Source organism: Paraburkholderia fungorum (assembly GCF_902833645.1).
Classification (GTDB): Bacteria; Pseudomonadota; Gammaproteobacteria; order Burkholderiales; family Burkholderiaceae; genus Paraburkholderia; species Paraburkholderia fungorum.
The window spans coordinates 360,982-376,626 of record NZ_CADFGE010000004.1; the positions used below are offsets into that span (position 1 = coordinate 360,982).

A 15,645-nucleotide genomic window follows, 5' to 3' on the forward strand; every position below is an offset into this window, starting at 1 on the left:
TAAACGGAGACTGTATGGATTACGTCATCGGCGTCGATATCGGCACGCAGAGCACCAAGGCGCTGCTGGTCGATCAGCACGGCGCGATCATCGCGCAGTATGCGTCGAGCTATCAGCCGGATACGCCTAGGCCGCTATGGGCTGAGCAATGGCCGGCGGTGTGGTTGAACGCGGTGGTCGAGTGCGTTGCCGCGTGCGTCGGCAAGGCGAAAGCGGCAGGCGTCGCGGCGAAGTCGATCAAGGCCGTATGTGTGAGCAGTCTGTACGGCGGCTCGGGGATTCCTGTCGATAGCGAGATGCGGCCGCTTTATCCGTGTTTGATCTGGATGGACCGGCGCGCAACCGACCAGGTCGAGTGGGTGCGTGCGAACATCGACCTCGAGCGCCTGTATGCGATCACCGGCAATGGCGTGGACAGCTATTACGGTTACACGAAGATGCTGTGGCTGCGCGACCATGAGCCAGATGTATGGGCGCATACGCGTTACTTCCTGCCGCCTAATGCTTATGTGATTTACATGCTGACCGGCGAGGTTGCCGTCGACCATAGCTCGGCGGGCAATATCGGCGGTGTTTACGACATAGCGAAGCGCGACTGGTCGGATGAGGCGCTCGACATGCTCGGCATTCCCGCGACGATGATGCCCGAGCGACTGGTGGAATCGTCGGACGTGGTGGGCGGGTTGCTGTCGCAGTGGACCGGACAGCTTGGCCTCGAGCCGGGCACGGCGATCGTGGCGGGCGGCGTGGATGCGGCGGTGGCGACGTTTGCCGCCGGCGTCACGCGCGCCGGGCAGCACGTTGCGATGATCGGCACGAGCATGTGCTGGGGATATATCAACCAGAGCGTCGACGCGAGGCATGGGTTGATCAGCATGCCGCATGTGTTCAACGGTCAGCACGATATCTACGTGTTCGGCGGCGCGATTACGGCGGGTGCTTCGGTGACGTGGTACCGCGAGCAGTTCTGCCACGCGGAGACTGAAGCCGCGCGGGCGATACCGAATGGGGACCCGCATCGCTTGCTGGAAGAGAACGCGTCGCGGATTCCGGCAGGGTCGGACGGCGTGATGTTCCTGCCGTATCTGATGGGCGAGCGAAGTCCTGTTTGGGACGCGAAGGCGAGTGGGGCGTTTGTTGGCTTGAGCCTGTTTCATACCCGGGCGCACCTGTATCGGGCGGTGTTGGAGGGTGTGTCGTTTGCGTTGAAGCACAACATCGAGGCGGGGCGTAAAGGCGCGCAGTCGTTGGATGACAAGCTGATCGTGGTGGGCGGCGCCGCGCACTCTGATCTATGGATGCAGATCATCGCGGACGTCACCGGCTATCCGGTCTACACGATCGAGCAGGATGTCGAGGCGGCGATGGGCGCGGCGTTGCTGGCCGGTGTGGGCGTCGGTCTGGTTTCGCGTGAAGAGGCGCAGAGAGGATGGGTCACGCTGGTTGAACGCGCGGAGCCGAACGCGCAACGAATGGCGCTGTATGAGCAGCGGTTCGGTGTTTATACGGATTTGTATCCGGCGTTGAAATCGGTCATGCATCGGTTGCAGACATCATGAATGCTACTTTCGATTTTTCTGGCCGCTCGATTCTGGTGACAGGCGCATCGAGCGGAATTGGGCGAGCGACGGTGGAAGCGTTGTGCGCTTCCGGCGCGAATGTGGTCGCTGCGGCGCGCAATGTGAATGAACTCGCGCGTTTGGCAGAGGAGACAGGCTGCGAGCCGTTGATGCTTGATGTGAGCGATGAAGAGGCCGTAGACGAGGCATTGAGCTCGCTCGAAGCGTTCGATGGGCTTGTGAACTGCGCGGGGATCGCTTTGCTTGAGCGTGCCGTGGATACGACCGGTGCGAGTTTCGATCGTGTGATGGGAGTGAATGCGCGTGGGGCGGTGCTGGTGGCCAAGCATGTGGCGCGCGGAATGATCGAGGCGAAGCGTGCCGGCAGCATCGTGAATGTTTCCAGTCAGGCTGCGCTGGTGGCGCTTGACGATCACTTGAGTTATTCGGCTTCGAAGGCGGCGCTCGATGCGGTTACGCGGGCCTTGTGTATCGAGTTGGGGCCTTTTGGTATTCGGGTGAATAGTGTCAATCCGACGGTGACGTTGACGCCGATGGCCGTGCAGGCGTGGAGCGATCCTGTGAAACGCGATCCTGCTTTGAAGGCGATTCCTTTGGGACGGTTTGCCGAGTCCGCTGAAGTCGCTGCACCGATTATGTTTTTGTTGAGCGACGCGGCTTCGATGATTAGTGGGGTTTGTCTGCCGATCGATGGGGGGTATACGGCGAGGTGAGGGGTTTGCGCGTACTTCAATAGAGAAGGCGCGAACAAGTCGCGCCGTTTTCTTTGTCGCAGCATGGTCGCCGCTATTTCATCCTAGTGCTTCACTGCTGCCCGCTGCGCATCAGCTCGCGCACGGGCGGCAGTCTTGATGCGCTCCTGCTTGCACGTCGCAGTTTTCTCCGGCGCAGCTTCGGCTTCGACCGCTGCTTCTCGCCCCGCCTCCGCTGCATCCGAAAGAAGTTTCGCCGCATGTTTGGCGGTGATGCAACTGTGAGGAACGCCCTTCGCGTCGAGCGCGATTACCTGGTAAAGCTCTCGGTCGCATTCAACTTCCTGCTGGTATTGCTCGACGGTGTGAAGCAGGTGTTCCAGCAAGTTGCGCTCACGGCGTCTTTCGTCAACCGTCGTAGCCGGGCATCGTGTGATGCTTGCCGCGAGATTGATCAGTGTTTCAAGCTGCCGGATTTGCCGGTCGCATGCGCCGAATGCCGACAGTGCGAGCTTTTCGTATTGAAGCGCATCAACAGGCGGGCGTGACGCAGGTTTAGTTTTTTTGGTGTGTTTGCTCATGGCGCGGTTTCCGGTGAGTTCCTGAATTGCCCGACACTCGCTGATATAACAGATGGGGTGAGCGGGCACGTAGCGAGTTTGAGAGACCGGGCGTAAAACCGAAACCGGCGAGCCTCGCGGCTCCCTCACCACAGCCCGCCCGTAGAAACAGACGTGCATGATGGGTTGCGCACTACCTACTTGCGCAGGTAGTGCGGGTTTACGCTGCGGGCTCTCATACCCGGCCGCTTTGTAACGGCGGGAACAATTTAAACCAGATATTTTTTAAGACGAGCAACCACGCAGGCTAAACGCGCGAATTATAACGAATCTTTACATTCGAGCCGGAGCACTCGCGGATCACCGCGAGTCACGCAAACGCGACCGATTCATCGCGCATGTCGACAGCGAGACGCACAACGCTGCAATCGCAAATTTACTTAACATGATTGACTCGCAAAAAAAGCATGAATAAAAGTCTGGTCCCACTCAGAACTGAGCCGTAGCCTGCACTCCCACCGTCACGCGCGAGGTCGGAAATCCGCTTGGTTTGTAGACCGGCGTGCCGACGAACAGATCGTAGGAGAGACCAACAAAGCGTGCAGGCAGACCACCGCGGATGCCGATCACCGCACCCGCCAGTTGTGTTCCGGCCAGAAACGCGGTGTTCGGTCCGAACACGCGTCCGTAGTCGATTCCCGCGTACAACGCCTGTCCGGTCTTGCCGATGGACCATTGCAACTCGTTGCGCCAGTAAAAGCCTCTCTCTGCCGCCAGCATGGTTTCGCCGTCGAAGCCGCGCACCGTGTATCGGCTGCCGATGGTGAGGTCGTCCATGTAGAACAGCGTGTCAGTAGTGAACTGCGCGTGAACGGTCGCGACATACCGGACGTTTTGGCTGGCGACGGCAAACGGGACCGACAGGTTCGCGTCCAGTACCGCCATGTGGTAACGGTAGGTCGGACCCTCGGGGTACGGGTCGGACGTCGCGCCAAGGCCGCCGATGCCTTGGCGGTAAGCGAGCGTACCGTCGAACTGGGACGCGCCGAAGTAATGCCGGTCGGTCAGGCCCGCTTCGATGAACGTGTTGTTGCGCTTCTGTTGCGGGATGTGGGTGTCGTCAATGAAGCTGTCGCCGAAACGCTTCGATAGCTGGAACTCCACGCCGAATACGTCGCTCTGGCTGCGGCTCAGCACACGCGCGAGCCTCAGTGCGGCTGTCTGCGAATTGCCGCTGGACACGAAGGTCTGGTTCACGCCCGCGATGTTCTGGTAGTACGTGTTCGTGTTACCGGACAGTGTGGCCGTCCAGTACCCCCACGGCACGGAATACGAGCCGTTGAATCCGTGCGAGCCGAGTGACTTGTTGCCGAACGACAGGTCCTGATTTGCGCCGACTGTGAAGATGTCGTTGAGTCCCAGCGGATTGTCGACGCCGAGGCTCACGTTGCCCTGCCACTTGCCGGTCGCGTCTGTACCCGAGTTATCGACGGATGCGACGAAGCTCCACGGTTTCGAGCGCTTCACGCTTACGACGACATCGCTTTCGCCTGGTGTGCCGGTCGGCTCGATTTTCATGTCCACGTCCTGCGACGCCACGCGCTTCATCTGCTCCAGCCCCTGCTCAAGGTCGCGCAGGTCCAGCAGGTCGCCGCCGCTTACCGGAAATGCGGATTTCAGGGTGCCGCGCGTTTCGGGATCGACAAAGCGGAGCTGGTGCACAATGCCGGGAACGAGCGCAAAGGCCAGCGTGCCGCTGGACAGGTCCTGCTGCGGGACGAGTACGCGCGTCGTGACATAGCCACGGCTCAGGATGGCCTGCTGCAGCCCCTTCGTCAGTGTGTCAATGCCGGATTTGCCGATGCATTGGCCCCTGTAGTGATCGAGCCATTCGCGAGCGAAGGCGAACGGGTCCAGTGATAGGGCCGAGGTGCCCTTGCTGCGCACGGCATCGGGCAGAGTCGTCGGAATGTCGAGTGCGAACTTGCCGATGCGGAAGCATGGCGTCTCGACCGGCAGCTGTGGGTAGCCCTCGAATGTCGGGAGGGTCGAACGCACGGCGGGTGCCTGCACAATTGCGTCGCGCTGCTGTGCATCGCGTTGTTGCTGTATCTGCTGGTTCTGCCCGGCGTTGGCCCGTGCTGCGGCGGCTTCATCGGCTGGCGTCGGCGAATGTTGCGCGTTCGACGCGAGCGATACCAGGGCTGTGAGCGGGAGTGCCGCCAGCCGCGTTCTGATTTTCATGGGTGTTTCATTCCGTGATTCGATACGGCATGCAGCAGCGAGTACCCAACCATGCCCGTGCCGGCGATAGCTGTACTCACTGGATTGTTATTCACCAGATCGTCATAGGCCTGCTGATTACCTGCAATGTAATGACGGTTGCAGTCGTGATTTGCGTATTGCGGATCGGTCTTGTAGCCGTCGCAGTTCAGGCTCTGGCATCCGATGATCGCGTGAACCTCATAGTCCTGCACGCCACCGGATGCGTTCGAGGCCCGGTGGTCCAGGTTGCGGAATATTTCCGCAACGATTTGGCTTTCCGCTTCCTGTTTATTGATGCCGAACTTCTTTGCAACGACTTTTGCATCCTTCTTTTCCATTGCGTATTCGTCGGGGTGCAACGGCCGGTTCGAGCGAACACCACACCCCGACACGCCCGCCGTTGTCGGTACAGGGTTCCTCCTGACGCAACAGGAACCTGCAAACCGGTTTTTCCTGATTCGCGTCGCCATCCGAAATTTTTGCCCCGACACGGGTTCTGGCCAGAAGGCGCGAGTTTGCCAGAGGACGCCTTGCGCCCATCTCAATTACATCGCATCACGAAACAACTTCGTCTCGGCGGGTTTGATTGAGCACGCGGTGCGACGGCAAACCAGGCGGAATAGGACCGTTGTGCTCCACTGTTCAACAACCGCGCTGACCGTTGTTACGCGGTAACGACGCCTCGCTTACCCCGGGCGCTTACTCCGTCAAGGCCGCGCGCGAGCGCGCCGAAGGGCAGCCGTCTGCCGATGTCTTGAAGAGAATGGCTGTTGCGCTGCATGTCACCGCAGATTTTCTGCTCTTCGATGAGCACGAGCGCGGCCCCGACACTGACCTCACCTTGCAGTTCGAAGCCGTCAACCAGTTTTCAAAGGAAGAGAAACATGTCGTGCGCGAACTGCTTGGGGGTTTGATCCTCAAGTACGAAGCACGACGATGGAATAACCGGACCCCGGAACAGGGCCGTTATCGAAGCGCGGGGCATGAGTGTTACCAGCACTCATGCCCCGCTGACCGCAACCAGTTCACTTGGAGAACTGATCATGGCTGATACCAATCTTAAACCACGTCGCGCACGCGGCGAACACGCCACGCGCATTTCCGTGGCACTTGAAGCAGATAGCACGTCCGAACACGGCAGGCGCACCGCCTTCCCCTGGATGCAGGTCACCAATGCCATGCTCGAACACGCCGGCTTCCTGCCGGGGAACCAGGTCCTGTTCAGCATCGACTACCGGCACGGGCACATCACTATCACCCCGGACTATGACTACAGGGTCGCCGGCCGGTACATGACCGCGACAGAGGCCAACGCCATGCTGCAACGACGCAGCAAACGAAACTGAACAACACCCGCAAACAACAAACTCGGCCAGCGCCGGGTTTGTTGTTACTGCTACAGCCGATTTCTCACCCTGAGATACTGCAGAATTGCCACGATCCAGAAGACTAAGGCCACAAGCGAACCGCGAATCAACACAAACCGTATGTCCTCAACTCCCCATCGATACGCTCCGCCATAAAATACAACAGCCATCAGGACAGACGATACTTTGATCGCCGCGAAGCACAGCAGTGACAGGGCATAGGCCAACATCAGCAAGAGCACTAGACGCATCATTTTTTCGCAGGCCCCATTTGATTCTTGACACCATTTATTGCGGCACCCGCCGCCTCAGAACCTGAACCGCCGGCTACGCCAGCCCCGATTACGGCCAAATTGTTCGGTATAAGGAAGTTCAACCCCGACGGCCCAGCCCATTTTCCGACATCCGCCCAGCCCGAACTGTTGATCGTTGGCCGCAGGATGGAGTTGATCCCTGTCTCCATGCCTTTGCCGACACCATAACCGAAGGCCGCGCCAGCGCCGCTCACTGCGCCGCCAAACATGATGCTGTCGCTCTTACCGTATACGGCATTATTGATCGCCGTGCCAGTCGCACCACCCACGCCATTCACGAACACGTTCCATCCCAGGCCACCGTACGCGCCAGCACCTCCCGATATCGCGGCAATTGCCACGTCAACAGGATTGACCGTTCCATTCTGGTAATACTGCGAGCCTGCATTGATGCCCGCGCTAATCGCGCCGGTTCCCGCCGCCGAAGTCCATGCAGTCGAACCCAATGCCCCGTCAATCCCGAAGATCGGCGCACCGGGTATTGCTGCCAGTGCAGGTAGGACTGCCGGTGCCGCCAACGCGCCCGCAATAGCGAGCCCGAGTTTAGGACTAGCTACGGCTCCAGGCAATGCCCGTTGCTCCGGCGTCAGTGACCCATCTTTGTTTCCGTAGAGGAAGGGACTGTTGTATTCGGAATTAGTGGCGGTGAACATACCGTCCGCGTTCTGACTGATAAACGCCACCGCAGTCGCATCGCCACCAGGCCCCTTGCTTGCCGCTGCATCGACCAAACGATACCCATTGGCCAACAGCACCTGCTGCGCCTGATCGGGCGTGATCGACTGGCCAGTCTTGTCCTCATAGAACTGCGCGAACTGCTTCGCGTTATCTTTCGCCCATTGCCGTTCTTCCGGATGCAACTGTCTGTTAAACCGGTCTGTGTTCACGGCTTGAACCAAGGTCCGAATCTCTCCGGCTCATCACTCAGTATTCCTGCCTTGCGTAGTGGTTTCGGTAAAAACCTGATTAAGACAACCAGCAAGATAAGAAACATAGGCAACCCGATTGCCAAGAGGGCAATATTTTCATCTAGCTTGAACATTAAGCGACATAACCCGGCAACCAGAAACGACCAGGAACTCGCCCCGATCGCCGATGTAAGGCAGACCATGAACCAAATTTGGAATGCGGCGTATGCTCGACGCCAATTCATTTTTTTTCTCCCGCGTTGCGGACGTCATTAACAAAGGTCGCGGCCTTGGTGCCCACTCCAAGCCATAGAGAGGCTTGGTTAGCACTAACGGACGGTCCGATAAACGGGACTGACTTTGCATTGTTAATGTTCGGCACCATGACGTCGAACATAGAAGTGGGTCGGTTTAGGCCATCTAACGTTCCTACGTTAAGTGGAACCGGTACTTTTAACGCAACGAGAGCGGTCCCGAGGTTGATGCCGTCATATATGGTGTTTCCCCAAGTCGGCGCGAGTGCACTAAAACCTGACCGCAAGGGGTTCCATCCAGAGGCCGTAATTCCATCATAGCGATTGGCTAGGCTAGTTGCCCCCTCGATTGCATCACTTGTGCCGAACACGAACATCCAGCCTCCCACCGCACAACCAGCAGCGCTTCCACAGAGCAAGCCACCAGTCTTCGCTGTTACAGCTCCCAGGCCAACCTTCAATGCATCCTTCCCTACACCCAGGGGATCGCTCTTCACCATGTCTGTGATCTTCTGCCGAGGCGTGTAGTTGAACAATCCTGCTTCCTGCTGACGGGTCACCCACGCAACTTCAGGCCCGAGCTGCGTTGCCTCAAGCTGACTCACGTAGTTCTTGTTGTACTCGTCGCTGCCCACGGGATATTCTGCCCAGCACTTCACCGCAAGGCATGCCGCCTTCGTCAATTTGTCCTGTTCGGCCTGGTCGCCGTTCGCCTGCTTCGCTATTGCGCTCTTTTCTTCAGGGTGTAGTTGCCTATTAAACCGAACACTGCCGTGTAGGCGCAGTTGGCGGCCCTACATATCGATTATTTGCATATCTTGCTTGTGGTGGCGTTGTACCTCATGGATATGAGAACAGTTGACGTGTTCTTGTAATCCCCAACATTTTCCTGAATCTCCGCAAGCACGCCCTTCTTACAGAAAGAAGCGGGGCTAGTCGGCATCTGCTGCCAGCCGAGATCAACCAGGGTTTTGATGTCCCTATCCCGAAGCTGCTGCGACCACGAATCCGTGCGAATCAGGAGCGATAACAGCGCTCCGCCGAACTTCGCATTCTCATTTCGATAGACGACCGCTCCCCCGTTTCCAAGCATCGTCGCCATATCGGCTTTCATCATGCTCATCCTTACACTTGCGTCAGTCGTTGATGGATTTTTTATCACGGCATAAATGAGGATGAGCAACCACGACACCACCGTCAGCGCTACTACGTAGTGCTTGGCGGGGCGGCCCCAAATTTGATTATCTGGCATGGTCCATTTATTGTGATGAGGGAAGTTTGAACACAGGCAAAGATACTCCCGTGCTCGCACTCCCGCCGAGATTTATCGCTTTTGTCGACGCGCCAATTCCCAAGCCAACCTCGACAGCCGTAGCGCCACCAATGGCATGATTCCCGCCAAAGCAGGCACCGTAAGCGCAAGCAGCGACCGAGTAGGAGCCGCCCCCCAGGAGTTGATCGGTATTCTCCCCTTGCACTGCGTTGGGCAGCCCGTAGTTCGACGGCAGCCAACCCAACGTGACGCTCGCGCTAGGAGCCACAGGCACAGAGCCGCCAGCTCCGACATAGACTTGACCGTTATGCAGATTCATTGAGAGTGAGCCTGAGAGGCCCAGAGCGTTGCCATTGACGGCGACGTAGTCAGGTGCGGGGATGCCCGGCTGCTGAAATCCAACCGAATTGTCACCGGTGTTCCATCCCGGTGAAAACGGTCCATACGGATCGATCTTCGGCGTTGCCGCTTGAGCGGTTGACGTTCCCCAACTGTACGGTGAGCTAGCACCACCCGTGTTTTGCGTGATCAAGTCCTGCACATTCTTAGACGGTGTCGCCAGCATCGACGGGTCCTGCACCAGATAATTACCCGTACTGTCCGTCGCCAGCTTCATGCCCGTTGTGTCGTAGACGGCGCTTGCAGGCGTGTTCGCGTTCAGCGGCACCACGACGCCTGTCGCAGCGATCTCGCCGTACTGGCTGTTGCTGGCCGCGCGCATTGCGTTCTCAATCTGGTCGGTTGTGATCGGCGATCCGTCCGGGTTCGTTATACCTTGCGCCGCTGCATTCGCCGCTATCTGCTTGGCTGCGGTCTTTTCCTGCGGATGCAGTTGCCGGTTGTACCGGTCAACGTTGTAGCCTTCGAACGCACCCGCATTGCCGCCTACCGCCGCACCGGCACTCGTAGCGATTACGTTTGCCACGATGTTGCCGAGCGCCTTGTTCATATCCGAATTGCCAGTCGGGTCCGATCCCGCGATTGCGTCGCTCAGTCCGTTCAACTTGCCCGCAGCGATTGAAGCGATACCCGCGCCAGCCGCACCGCCGAGCGCGTTGCCGCCGGCAAGTCCCGTTACCAGCGCCGCGCCTGCCGCCTGCATCGCGGCCCGATACGTGCCTCCTTCGGCCCACTCAGGATCGCCTGTCGCCCTGGCCTGACGGTCGGCGTAGTCACCGATGCGCTGCGAAACCGCTTCTCCCGCTGCGCTCGCCGCCGCCATCATGTCCGCCTGCCGGTCGAGCAGGTTGTTCGCGTCAGGCAGTTTTGCAACCGTGCCGTTCGTGTTCGACGTGTCCCGGTTCAGGCTTGCGATGTCCTGCATCTGGCTGGCTGCATCGGTGACGCTGACCGTGCCCGTACTGATGCCGCTACGCGTGGCCGCGCTGTCGCTGCCGCTGTCGTTCTGGCTCAACATCGGCGCACCGCCGCCTGCATTGGGCCCGTTCGCCGTTGAACCCGGGCCGTGAGTACTGTAATTCGCGCCGCCGTCACCAGTCGTCACGCCTGCACTGAAGCCGCCCGAGTGCGCGTCGTAGCTCGACTGGTTCTGGATATCGCTAAAGGTCAGTGTCCCAGTGGACAGGTTGTTCCTGGACGCGTCCGCATCGCCAGCAATCACCGCCCCCTTGAGGTCCGTGTTGCCCTTGACGCTGATATTGAACCCGCCGTCACCCGCCTGGATGCCCGCCTGTTCGTTCACGCCCGCGTAGCTGCCGTTGGCGTTCGCGTTGGTGTGGCTGAAGCTCGCGCTGCCGCCACCCTGGCTGATTGCAAAGCCGCCGCCCGAGCTCTCCTGATGCGCGGCGCTCGCCATCGTGTCCTGCACGCTCGCGATGTTCAGAAAACACGCACCTGACGCGCCCGCCGTTGTCGAAACAGGTTTTCTCCTGACGCGACAGGAACTTGCAAACCGGTTTTCCATGATGCGCGTTTCCATCTGCAATTTTTTGCCCTACGCGGTTTCTGGCCAGAAGGCGCGAGTTTGCCAGATGAGGCATTTTCCTTATCCCAATTACATCGCATCACGAAGCAAACCCGGCGGAACAGGGCCGTCGTGTCGCGTCAACCGTCTGCCGATGTCTTGAAGAGAATGGCTGTCGCGCTGCATGTCACCGCAGACTTTCTGCTCTTCGATGAACACGAGCGCGGCCCTGACACCGACCTCACCTTGCAGTTCGAAGCCGTCATCCAGTTTTCAAAGGAAGAGAAGCATGTCGTGCGCGAACTGCTTGAGGGTTTGATCCTCAAGTACGAAGCACGACGATGGAATAACCGGACCCCGGAACAGGGCCGTTAACGAAGCGCGGGCCATGAGTGCTGGTAACACTCATGGCCCGCTGACCACAACCGACTCAATACAGGAGTTGACCATGGCTGATGTCCATCTTAAATCACCTCACGCTCATCCGGAGCGCAGCCTCACCATCCAAGAGTCTTGGCGTTATCAGCAGATCACGCTCGGGCGCATCCGCAAAGATCCACCTCTTTATCCATGGATGAAGCTCGCTGGCCGATGGATCGAACACGCGGGCTTCCTTCCTGGCCAGCGCGTTCGTATCGTCGTCGAACATCACAGGATTATCATCACGCCATTCCCGGAGTGATTCCACATACAACAAACCCGGCCAACGCCGGGTTTGTTGTTTTAGCGGAAGAATCAGCTCACCAGTAAAGCGTACGCGACTGCCGTTGATGCCAACGTTACAAGCGCGGCCATAAATATCCAGTACCTGAGTCGTTCCTTCTTACTCATTTGCTTCCATTGATCGAGTGAAGGGCCACCACCTGCTGCCATATTTAGCTCCTCATTTACTCTTTCTGCCTATTTGTTTGGCATGACTCCACGGTACAACACCGAATGTTTTGCTACCAGGAGGACTAACACCAAGCTCAATTGCCGTCGCCCCACCGTATGCATGCGTAATCGCCGCATAAACGTTGGCACCAAATGGGGTTGGCAACGAAACGAAGAATTGATTTGCATCGCCATTTAAGAATGCATTCGTCAATTGTGCATTGGAGGAACCTATGATCCACCCGAGTGCTGCGCTGCCGCCCGGTATCCAAGACGTTGCTGACGGGTTCGCCTGAGCTATTCCGCCAGATGCATGTACAGACCCATCGTAAAGGTTTGCTGCGATGCTGCCCGTGGCGGACAAGACACCACCGCCGACGGTTGCGTAGTTAGGCTGGAGAGTAGCCGCCGCTGCATCTGCATTCGCACTCTGCGCCTGAATCGCCGCCTGCAGCACCGCCTCACTACACTGCGCACCCGCACCGCATATCTGCGACACCAGATCCTTTGATACAGATCCATCGTGAACCGATCTATTGTAGAGATCGACATTCGATCCCGAGAATGCACCCGCATCACCACCCACTGCCGCACCCGCGCCCGTAGCAATCGCGTTCGCGACGATGTTCCCGAGCGCCTTGTCGATGTCCGCATTGCCGGTCGGGCGTGATCCCGCAATCGCGCCACTCAGTTCGTTCAGTTTGCCCGCTGCGATCGAAGCGATGCCAGCGCCTGCTGCGCCGCCAATCGCATTGCCGCCGGCAAGTCCCGTCACCAGCGCCGCACCAGCGGCCTGCATGATGGCCCGACTCGTGCCGCCTTCCTTCCAGACGCTTGCATCCCACATGAACTTTGTTGTCGAATCGCATTTTTCCCCGACGCATCAACCACTTGCACACCGCTTTTTCCTGACGCCGGTCCGAGCCCGCAACTTTTTGCCCCGACGCGGGTTTTCACTTTAAGACGCGAGTTTGCCAGTTACGCGTCAGAGATTTGTTAAGGACTGTAAAGGTTGCGCGCGTCATCGTCCCGCCGGGTTTGACGGCTCCCGAAGGGAGACGGCAAACCCGGCGGAACAGGGCACTTGCGTCCCACTGCTCCAGAACCGCGCAAGCCTTCGTGAACCACCCCAGCGACGACTCCGTCAAGGTCGCGCAACGCGCGCCGAAGGGCAGCCTTGACGGCCACTGGTTTGACACGCTCGGACATGCGGTGCAAGACGACACGGCGGCTTGCACCGCATGCGAAGCACGCTTTGGTTTTTCTGTTTGGGGTTTGTTTTCCGTTACGCAGTAACGGCACATTGAGGGAGCCCCATGGGGGCGGACGGGAGGCAGGCTGCGAGCACGGCGCGAAGGCCGCCACGCGGCCGCAGCCCGCGCGCAGCAGACTGCCGGGTGGGCGGGGTTCACACCATGACTGGCCGCGGCGCGGCCCCTGACTTTATTTTGCGCAAGCCATGCCTGGCTTTGATTCGTACACCAGGATCAGGCCGCTTTATGGCCCTGACTTACTCTTGTGCGCCACGCGCACCCGGCGGGCCGGGGGCGCCAGACATAACGCAAATTAGCAACGGTTAGCGGGCCGGCCAACGGGACAGGTGGAGCGAGGCCGGCCCGCTAACCGTTGCTAATTTCCCAGCGTTATGTTCAATTGGCCGAAGGCCAATTTACCCCCGGCCCTCGTACACCTCGGCCCGCAAGGGCCGCACATGCCTTTATTGTTCTTCTGGATTGCGCTGCGCGTCATCGGCCACCGTCGCGTCCACGGATAACGGCTTTCGTGCCTCTGCCATCCCGAACAGGTTCCGGCTGAACCCGCTGTATTCGTGTCGCCTCAGTCGCGTGACCTTCCCATCCTGCGCATCACTCACGCGCTCCAGTCGCGCCGGATGCGTCGCCGTGTGGATCTCCTTAAGCGCCCGGATCGCCACATGCGTATAGATCTGCGTCGTCTTCAGATCCGCATGACCGAGCATCGCCTGCACGAACCGCACATCGGCCCCGTTCTCCAGCATCAGCGTCGCCATCGTGTGCCGGAACAGATGACACGAACCGCTTTTCTCAAGCCCCGACTGCCTGATGTAGCCGTTCACCAGCCGCCCCAGCGTGTTGATATGAACCGCTTCGCCCTGGATCGTCAGATACAGCGTCCGGTCATCGTCTCCCATCATGAGCTGCGCACGTGCCTCGTTTAAATACTTCCTGATCCACGCCAGCGCACGCGCGCCAATCGGTATCAGCCGGTCGCGCTTGCCCTTGCCCTGGCGAACCATCAGCGTGCCCCGGTCGAAGTCGATGTCGTGAACCTTCAGCGCGACGAGCTCCGAACGCCTCACGCCTGTGCTGTACAGCGTCTCCAGCATCGCGCGATCACGCACGCCCATCGCGCTCGTCACATCCGGTACGTTCAGAATCTGCTCGGCTTCCTCTGCGCTCAGGATGTGTTTCGGCAGACGTTTTTCCATGCGCGGCATCTCCAGATCAGCCGCCGGGTTCGACAGTATCCGGTTCTGCCGCACCAGCCACCGGAACCACCCGCGTATCGGCTCAAGACGCTTCACCTGACTGCCGCCCGAGAGCGCTTCGCCGTCAGGCTTGCGGTACAGGAACAGATACCGCTGATACCGCTCCAGAATCGGCCGCGTTACTTCCTGCGGCTGCGTCACCCCGCGCTCGTCGCACCACGTAATGAACAGCCGCAGGTTGTTTTCCCGGTTCTCAATCGTGCGCCCGCTGTAGTTCCGCACCCGCTGCCATTCAAGATACTGCCGCATCTGGTAATACAGGCTGTGCGGATCATCCACCGGGCCAATCACCGGCAGCGGCGCTTTTGATCTGGGCTTACCCATGATTGCCACCCTCAACAACGCGGGCTAAAGAAGGCGCGCGTGTGTTTTCTCCGATATACGCGTTTGCGCTCACCCCGACCGGTTCGCCGTCTTCGCCTTGTGCCGTCTCGCTTTGAACCTGATTGGCCATCCCCGACCGATGCCCGACCAGATGCCGACCGGACCCCGACCGTTCATCGTTTTGCCCCGACCGGTCTGCATCGTTGTGCGTATCGCCCAGGTCCTGCAATCCAGTGTGGATGCGCTGGTTGGCCTTGAGCCGCTCACCGCGCCGCGCATTCACAATCCGCGGCTGCACGCGCTGTATGAACAGATGGATTCGTTATCCGATGAGGATCAGCAGGCGCTGATCGTCCTGATGGACAGCCTGGTCAAGCGTTCGCAGATGACCCGGCTCATGACCAGCTGAAGGAGAAGAACCTCTGAAGAAGCGCGGGCGATGAGTGCGTCAACACTCACCGCCCGCTGACCACCACCAACTCACCAAAGGAGTTGATCATGGCTGACGCCAATCTTAATGCATCGCACGCTCATCCCGAGCGCCGCGCCACCGTCCAGCAGCTCATGCGCTGGCGACCCTCCCCGAAACCCGGCAGGGACTGGCGAACGCCTACCTTCTTCCCCTGGCTTCGCATCGCCGGCATGTGGCTTGAACACGCCGGCTTCGAACCCGGCCAGCGCGTAAAGATCGAGGTAGAGTACGGCCGCCTCGTCATTACCCCAGACTGAACGACCCCATAAACAGCAGACCCGGCGCAAGGCCGGGTTTGTTGTTTGTAGGGGG

The 15,645-nt window shown here is 59.3% G+C and carries 17 protein-coding genes and 1 pseudogene; 9 read left to right on the forward strand and 9 right to left on the reverse strand.

Annotation, left to right across the window (positions count from 1 at the left end):
- The first annotated feature begins 14 nt into the window (after nucleotides 1–14).
- Complete coding sequence (locus HWX91_RS16140; RefSeq protein ID WP_028197978.1) at nucleotides 15–1,559, forward strand: FGGY-family carbohydrate kinase; 1,545 nt, start codon at nucleotides 15–17, stop codon at nucleotides 1,557–1,559.
- Nucleotides 1,556–2,293 (forward strand): SDR family oxidoreductase, encoded by a 738-nt coding sequence (locus HWX91_RS16145; protein ID WP_028197977.1) that lies wholly within the window; start codon nucleotides 1,556–1,558, stop codon nucleotides 2,291–2,293. Before HWX91_RS16140 ends, HWX91_RS16145 begins: the two co-directional genes overlap by 4 nt.
- 83 nt (nucleotides 2,294–2,376) lie before the next feature.
- Here the strand turns inward: HWX91_RS16145 and HWX91_RS16150 are convergent, their stop codons facing one another.
- From HWX91_RS16150 to HWX91_RS16160, 3 genes are all read right to left on the reverse strand, one after another.
- Complete coding sequence (locus HWX91_RS16150) at nucleotides 2,377–2,853, reverse strand: hypothetical protein (protein WP_028197976.1); 477 nt, start codon at nucleotides 2,851–2,853, stop codon at nucleotides 2,377–2,379.
- Nucleotides 2,854–3,321: 468 nt separating this feature from the next.
- Complete coding sequence (locus HWX91_RS16155; protein WP_028197975.1) at nucleotides 3,322–5,076, reverse strand: ShlB/FhaC/HecB family hemolysin secretion/activation protein; 1,755 nt, start codon at nucleotides 5,074–5,076, stop codon at nucleotides 3,322–3,324.
- The gene (locus HWX91_RS16160; RefSeq protein WP_028197974.1) at nucleotides 5,073–5,435 is read right to left on the reverse strand and encodes a hypothetical protein; all 363 of its coding nucleotides are present in this window, start codon (nucleotides 5,433–5,435) and stop codon (nucleotides 5,073–5,075) included. Before HWX91_RS16160 ends, HWX91_RS16155 begins: the two co-directional genes overlap by 4 nt.
- A 323-nt stretch (nucleotides 5,436–5,758) precedes the next feature.
- Here HWX91_RS16160 and HWX91_RS16165 point away from each other — a divergent pair, with 323 nt between their 5' ends.
- Nucleotides 5,759–6,148: a hypothetical protein gene (locus HWX91_RS16165; protein ID WP_052660776.1), complete on the forward strand. Its 390-nt coding sequence runs from the start codon at nucleotides 5,759–5,761 to the stop codon at nucleotides 6,146–6,148.
- Nucleotides 6,141–6,443 (forward strand): hypothetical protein, encoded by a 303-nt coding sequence (locus HWX91_RS16170; protein WP_042275718.1) that lies wholly within the window; start codon nucleotides 6,141–6,143, stop codon nucleotides 6,441–6,443. Before HWX91_RS16165 ends, HWX91_RS16170 begins: the two co-directional genes overlap by 8 nt.
- A gap of 271 nt (nucleotides 6,444–6,714) precedes the next feature.
- On the opposite strand, the gene HWX91_RS16175 is transcribed toward HWX91_RS16170, so the two are convergent.
- From HWX91_RS16175 to HWX91_RS41460, 4 genes and pseudogenes are all read right to left on the reverse strand, one after another.
- On the reverse strand, nucleotides 6,715–7,677 hold the full coding sequence (locus HWX91_RS16175; protein ID WP_127837947.1) for a hypothetical protein: 963 nt from the start codon (nucleotides 7,675–7,677) through the stop codon (nucleotides 6,715–6,717).
- Nucleotides 7,678–7,927: 250 nt separating this feature from the next.
- Nucleotides 7,928–8,575, reverse strand: a complete 648-nt coding sequence (locus tag HWX91_RS16180) for a hypothetical protein (RefSeq protein WP_127837946.1) — start codon at nucleotides 8,573–8,575, stop codon at nucleotides 7,928–7,930.
- 170 nt (nucleotides 8,576–8,745) lie between these two features.
- Nucleotides 8,746–9,192, reverse strand: coding sequence for a hypothetical protein (locus HWX91_RS16185; RefSeq protein ID WP_042275716.1), 447 nt, complete (start codon nucleotides 9,190–9,192; stop codon nucleotides 8,746–8,748).
- 814 nt (nucleotides 9,193–10,006) lie between these two features.
- A pseudogene (locus tag HWX91_RS41460) lies at nucleotides 10,007–11,056 on the reverse strand (filamentous hemagglutinin); the annotation flags it as partial.
- A gap of 249 nt (nucleotides 11,057–11,305) precedes the next feature.
- Here HWX91_RS41460 and HWX91_RS16195 point away from each other — a divergent pair.
- Together HWX91_RS16195 and HWX91_RS16200 are read left to right on the forward strand one after the other, a co-directional pair.
- A complete protein-coding gene (locus tag HWX91_RS16195; protein WP_052660774.1) occupies nucleotides 11,306–11,512 on the forward strand; it encodes a hypothetical protein in 207 nt (68 codons plus the stop codon).
- A 73-nt stretch (nucleotides 11,513–11,585) separates the two neighbouring features.
- Nucleotides 11,586–11,819, forward strand: a complete 234-nt coding sequence (locus HWX91_RS16200; protein ID WP_081833158.1) for a SymE family type I addiction module toxin — start codon at nucleotides 11,586–11,588, stop codon at nucleotides 11,817–11,819.
- Nucleotides 11,820–12,020: 201 nt separating this feature from the next.
- Here the strand turns inward: HWX91_RS16200 and HWX91_RS16205 are convergent, their stop codons facing one another.
- Nucleotides 12,021–12,857 carry a polymorphic toxin type 22 domain-containing protein gene (locus HWX91_RS16205; RefSeq protein ID WP_028197967.1) on the reverse strand — a complete coding sequence of 279 codons (837 nt, stop codon included), beginning with the start codon at nucleotides 12,855–12,857 and terminating at the stop codon, nucleotides 12,021–12,023.
- Between the two features lie 272 nt (nucleotides 12,858–13,129).
- On the opposite strand from HWX91_RS16205, the gene HWX91_RS16210 reads away from it, so the two are divergent.
- Complete coding sequence (locus HWX91_RS16210; protein WP_156034537.1) at nucleotides 13,130–13,306, forward strand: hypothetical protein; 177 nt, start codon at nucleotides 13,130–13,132, stop codon at nucleotides 13,304–13,306.
- A 421-nt stretch (nucleotides 13,307–13,727) separates the two neighbouring features.
- Here HWX91_RS16210 and xerC read toward each other — a convergent pair whose 3' ends face one another.
- Nucleotides 13,728–14,861: a site-specific tyrosine recombinase XerC gene (gene xerC, locus HWX91_RS16215; RefSeq protein WP_052660773.1), complete on the reverse strand. Its 1,134-nt coding sequence runs from the start codon at nucleotides 14,859–14,861 to the stop codon at nucleotides 13,728–13,730.
- Between the two features lie 112 nt (nucleotides 14,862–14,973).
- Between xerC and HWX91_RS16220 the strand changes: the two genes are divergently transcribed.
- On the forward strand, nucleotides 14,974–15,270 hold the full coding sequence (locus tag HWX91_RS16220; RefSeq protein ID WP_174459549.1) for a hypothetical protein: 297 nt from the start codon (nucleotides 14,974–14,976) through the stop codon (nucleotides 15,268–15,270).
- A gap of 89 nt (nucleotides 15,271–15,359) precedes the next feature.
- Nucleotides 15,360–15,590: a SymE family type I addiction module toxin gene (locus tag HWX91_RS16225; RefSeq protein ID WP_028197966.1), complete on the forward strand. Its 231-nt coding sequence runs from the start codon at nucleotides 15,360–15,362 to the stop codon at nucleotides 15,588–15,590.
- The last annotated feature ends 55 nt before the right edge of the window (nucleotides 15,591–15,645 follow it).

What these genes read in the sequence shown, in the direction of transcription:
- HWX91_RS16140 (WP_028197978.1), top strand. Translation starts at nt 15, where the DNA reads ATGGATTACGTCATCGGCGTCGATATCGGCACGCAGAGCACCAAGGCG.
- HWX91_RS16145 (WP_028197977.1), top strand. Translation starts at nt 1,556, where the DNA reads ATGAATGCTACTTTCGATTTTTCTGGCCGCTCGATTCTGGTGACAGGC.
- HWX91_RS16150 (WP_028197976.1), bottom strand. Translation starts at nt 2,853, where the DNA reads ATGAGCAAACACACCAAAAAAACTAAACCTGCGTCACGCCCGCCTGTT.
- HWX91_RS16155 (WP_028197975.1), bottom strand. Translation starts at nt 5,076, where the DNA reads ATGAAAATCAGAACGCGGCTGGCGGCACTCCCGCTCACAGCCCTGGTA.
- HWX91_RS16160 (WP_028197974.1), bottom strand. Translation starts at nt 5,435, where the DNA reads ATGGAAAAGAAGGATGCAAAAGTCGTTGCAAAGAAGTTCGGCATCAAT.
- HWX91_RS16170 (WP_042275718.1), top strand. Translation starts at nt 6,141, where the DNA reads ATGGCTGATACCAATCTTAAACCACGTCGCGCACGCGGCGAACACGCC.
- HWX91_RS16185 (WP_042275716.1), bottom strand. Translation starts at nt 9,192, where the DNA reads ATGCCAGATAATCAAATTTGGGGCCGCCCCGCCAAGCACTACGTAGTA.
- HWX91_RS16195 (WP_052660774.1), top strand. Translation starts at nt 11,306, where the DNA reads ATGGCTGTCGCGCTGCATGTCACCGCAGACTTTCTGCTCTTCGATGAA.
- HWX91_RS16200 (WP_081833158.1), top strand. Translation starts at nt 11,586, where the DNA reads ATGGCTGATGTCCATCTTAAATCACCTCACGCTCATCCGGAGCGCAGC.
- HWX91_RS16205 (WP_028197967.1), bottom strand. Translation starts at nt 12,857, where the DNA reads ATGTGGGATGCAAGCGTCTGGAAGGAAGGCGGCACGAGTCGGGCCATC.
- xerC (WP_052660773.1), bottom strand. Translation starts at nt 14,861, where the DNA reads ATGGGTAAGCCCAGATCAAAAGCGCCGCTGCCGGTGATTGGCCCGGTG.
- HWX91_RS16225 (WP_028197966.1), top strand. Translation starts at nt 15,360, where the DNA reads ATGGCTGACGCCAATCTTAATGCATCGCACGCTCATCCCGAGCGCCGC.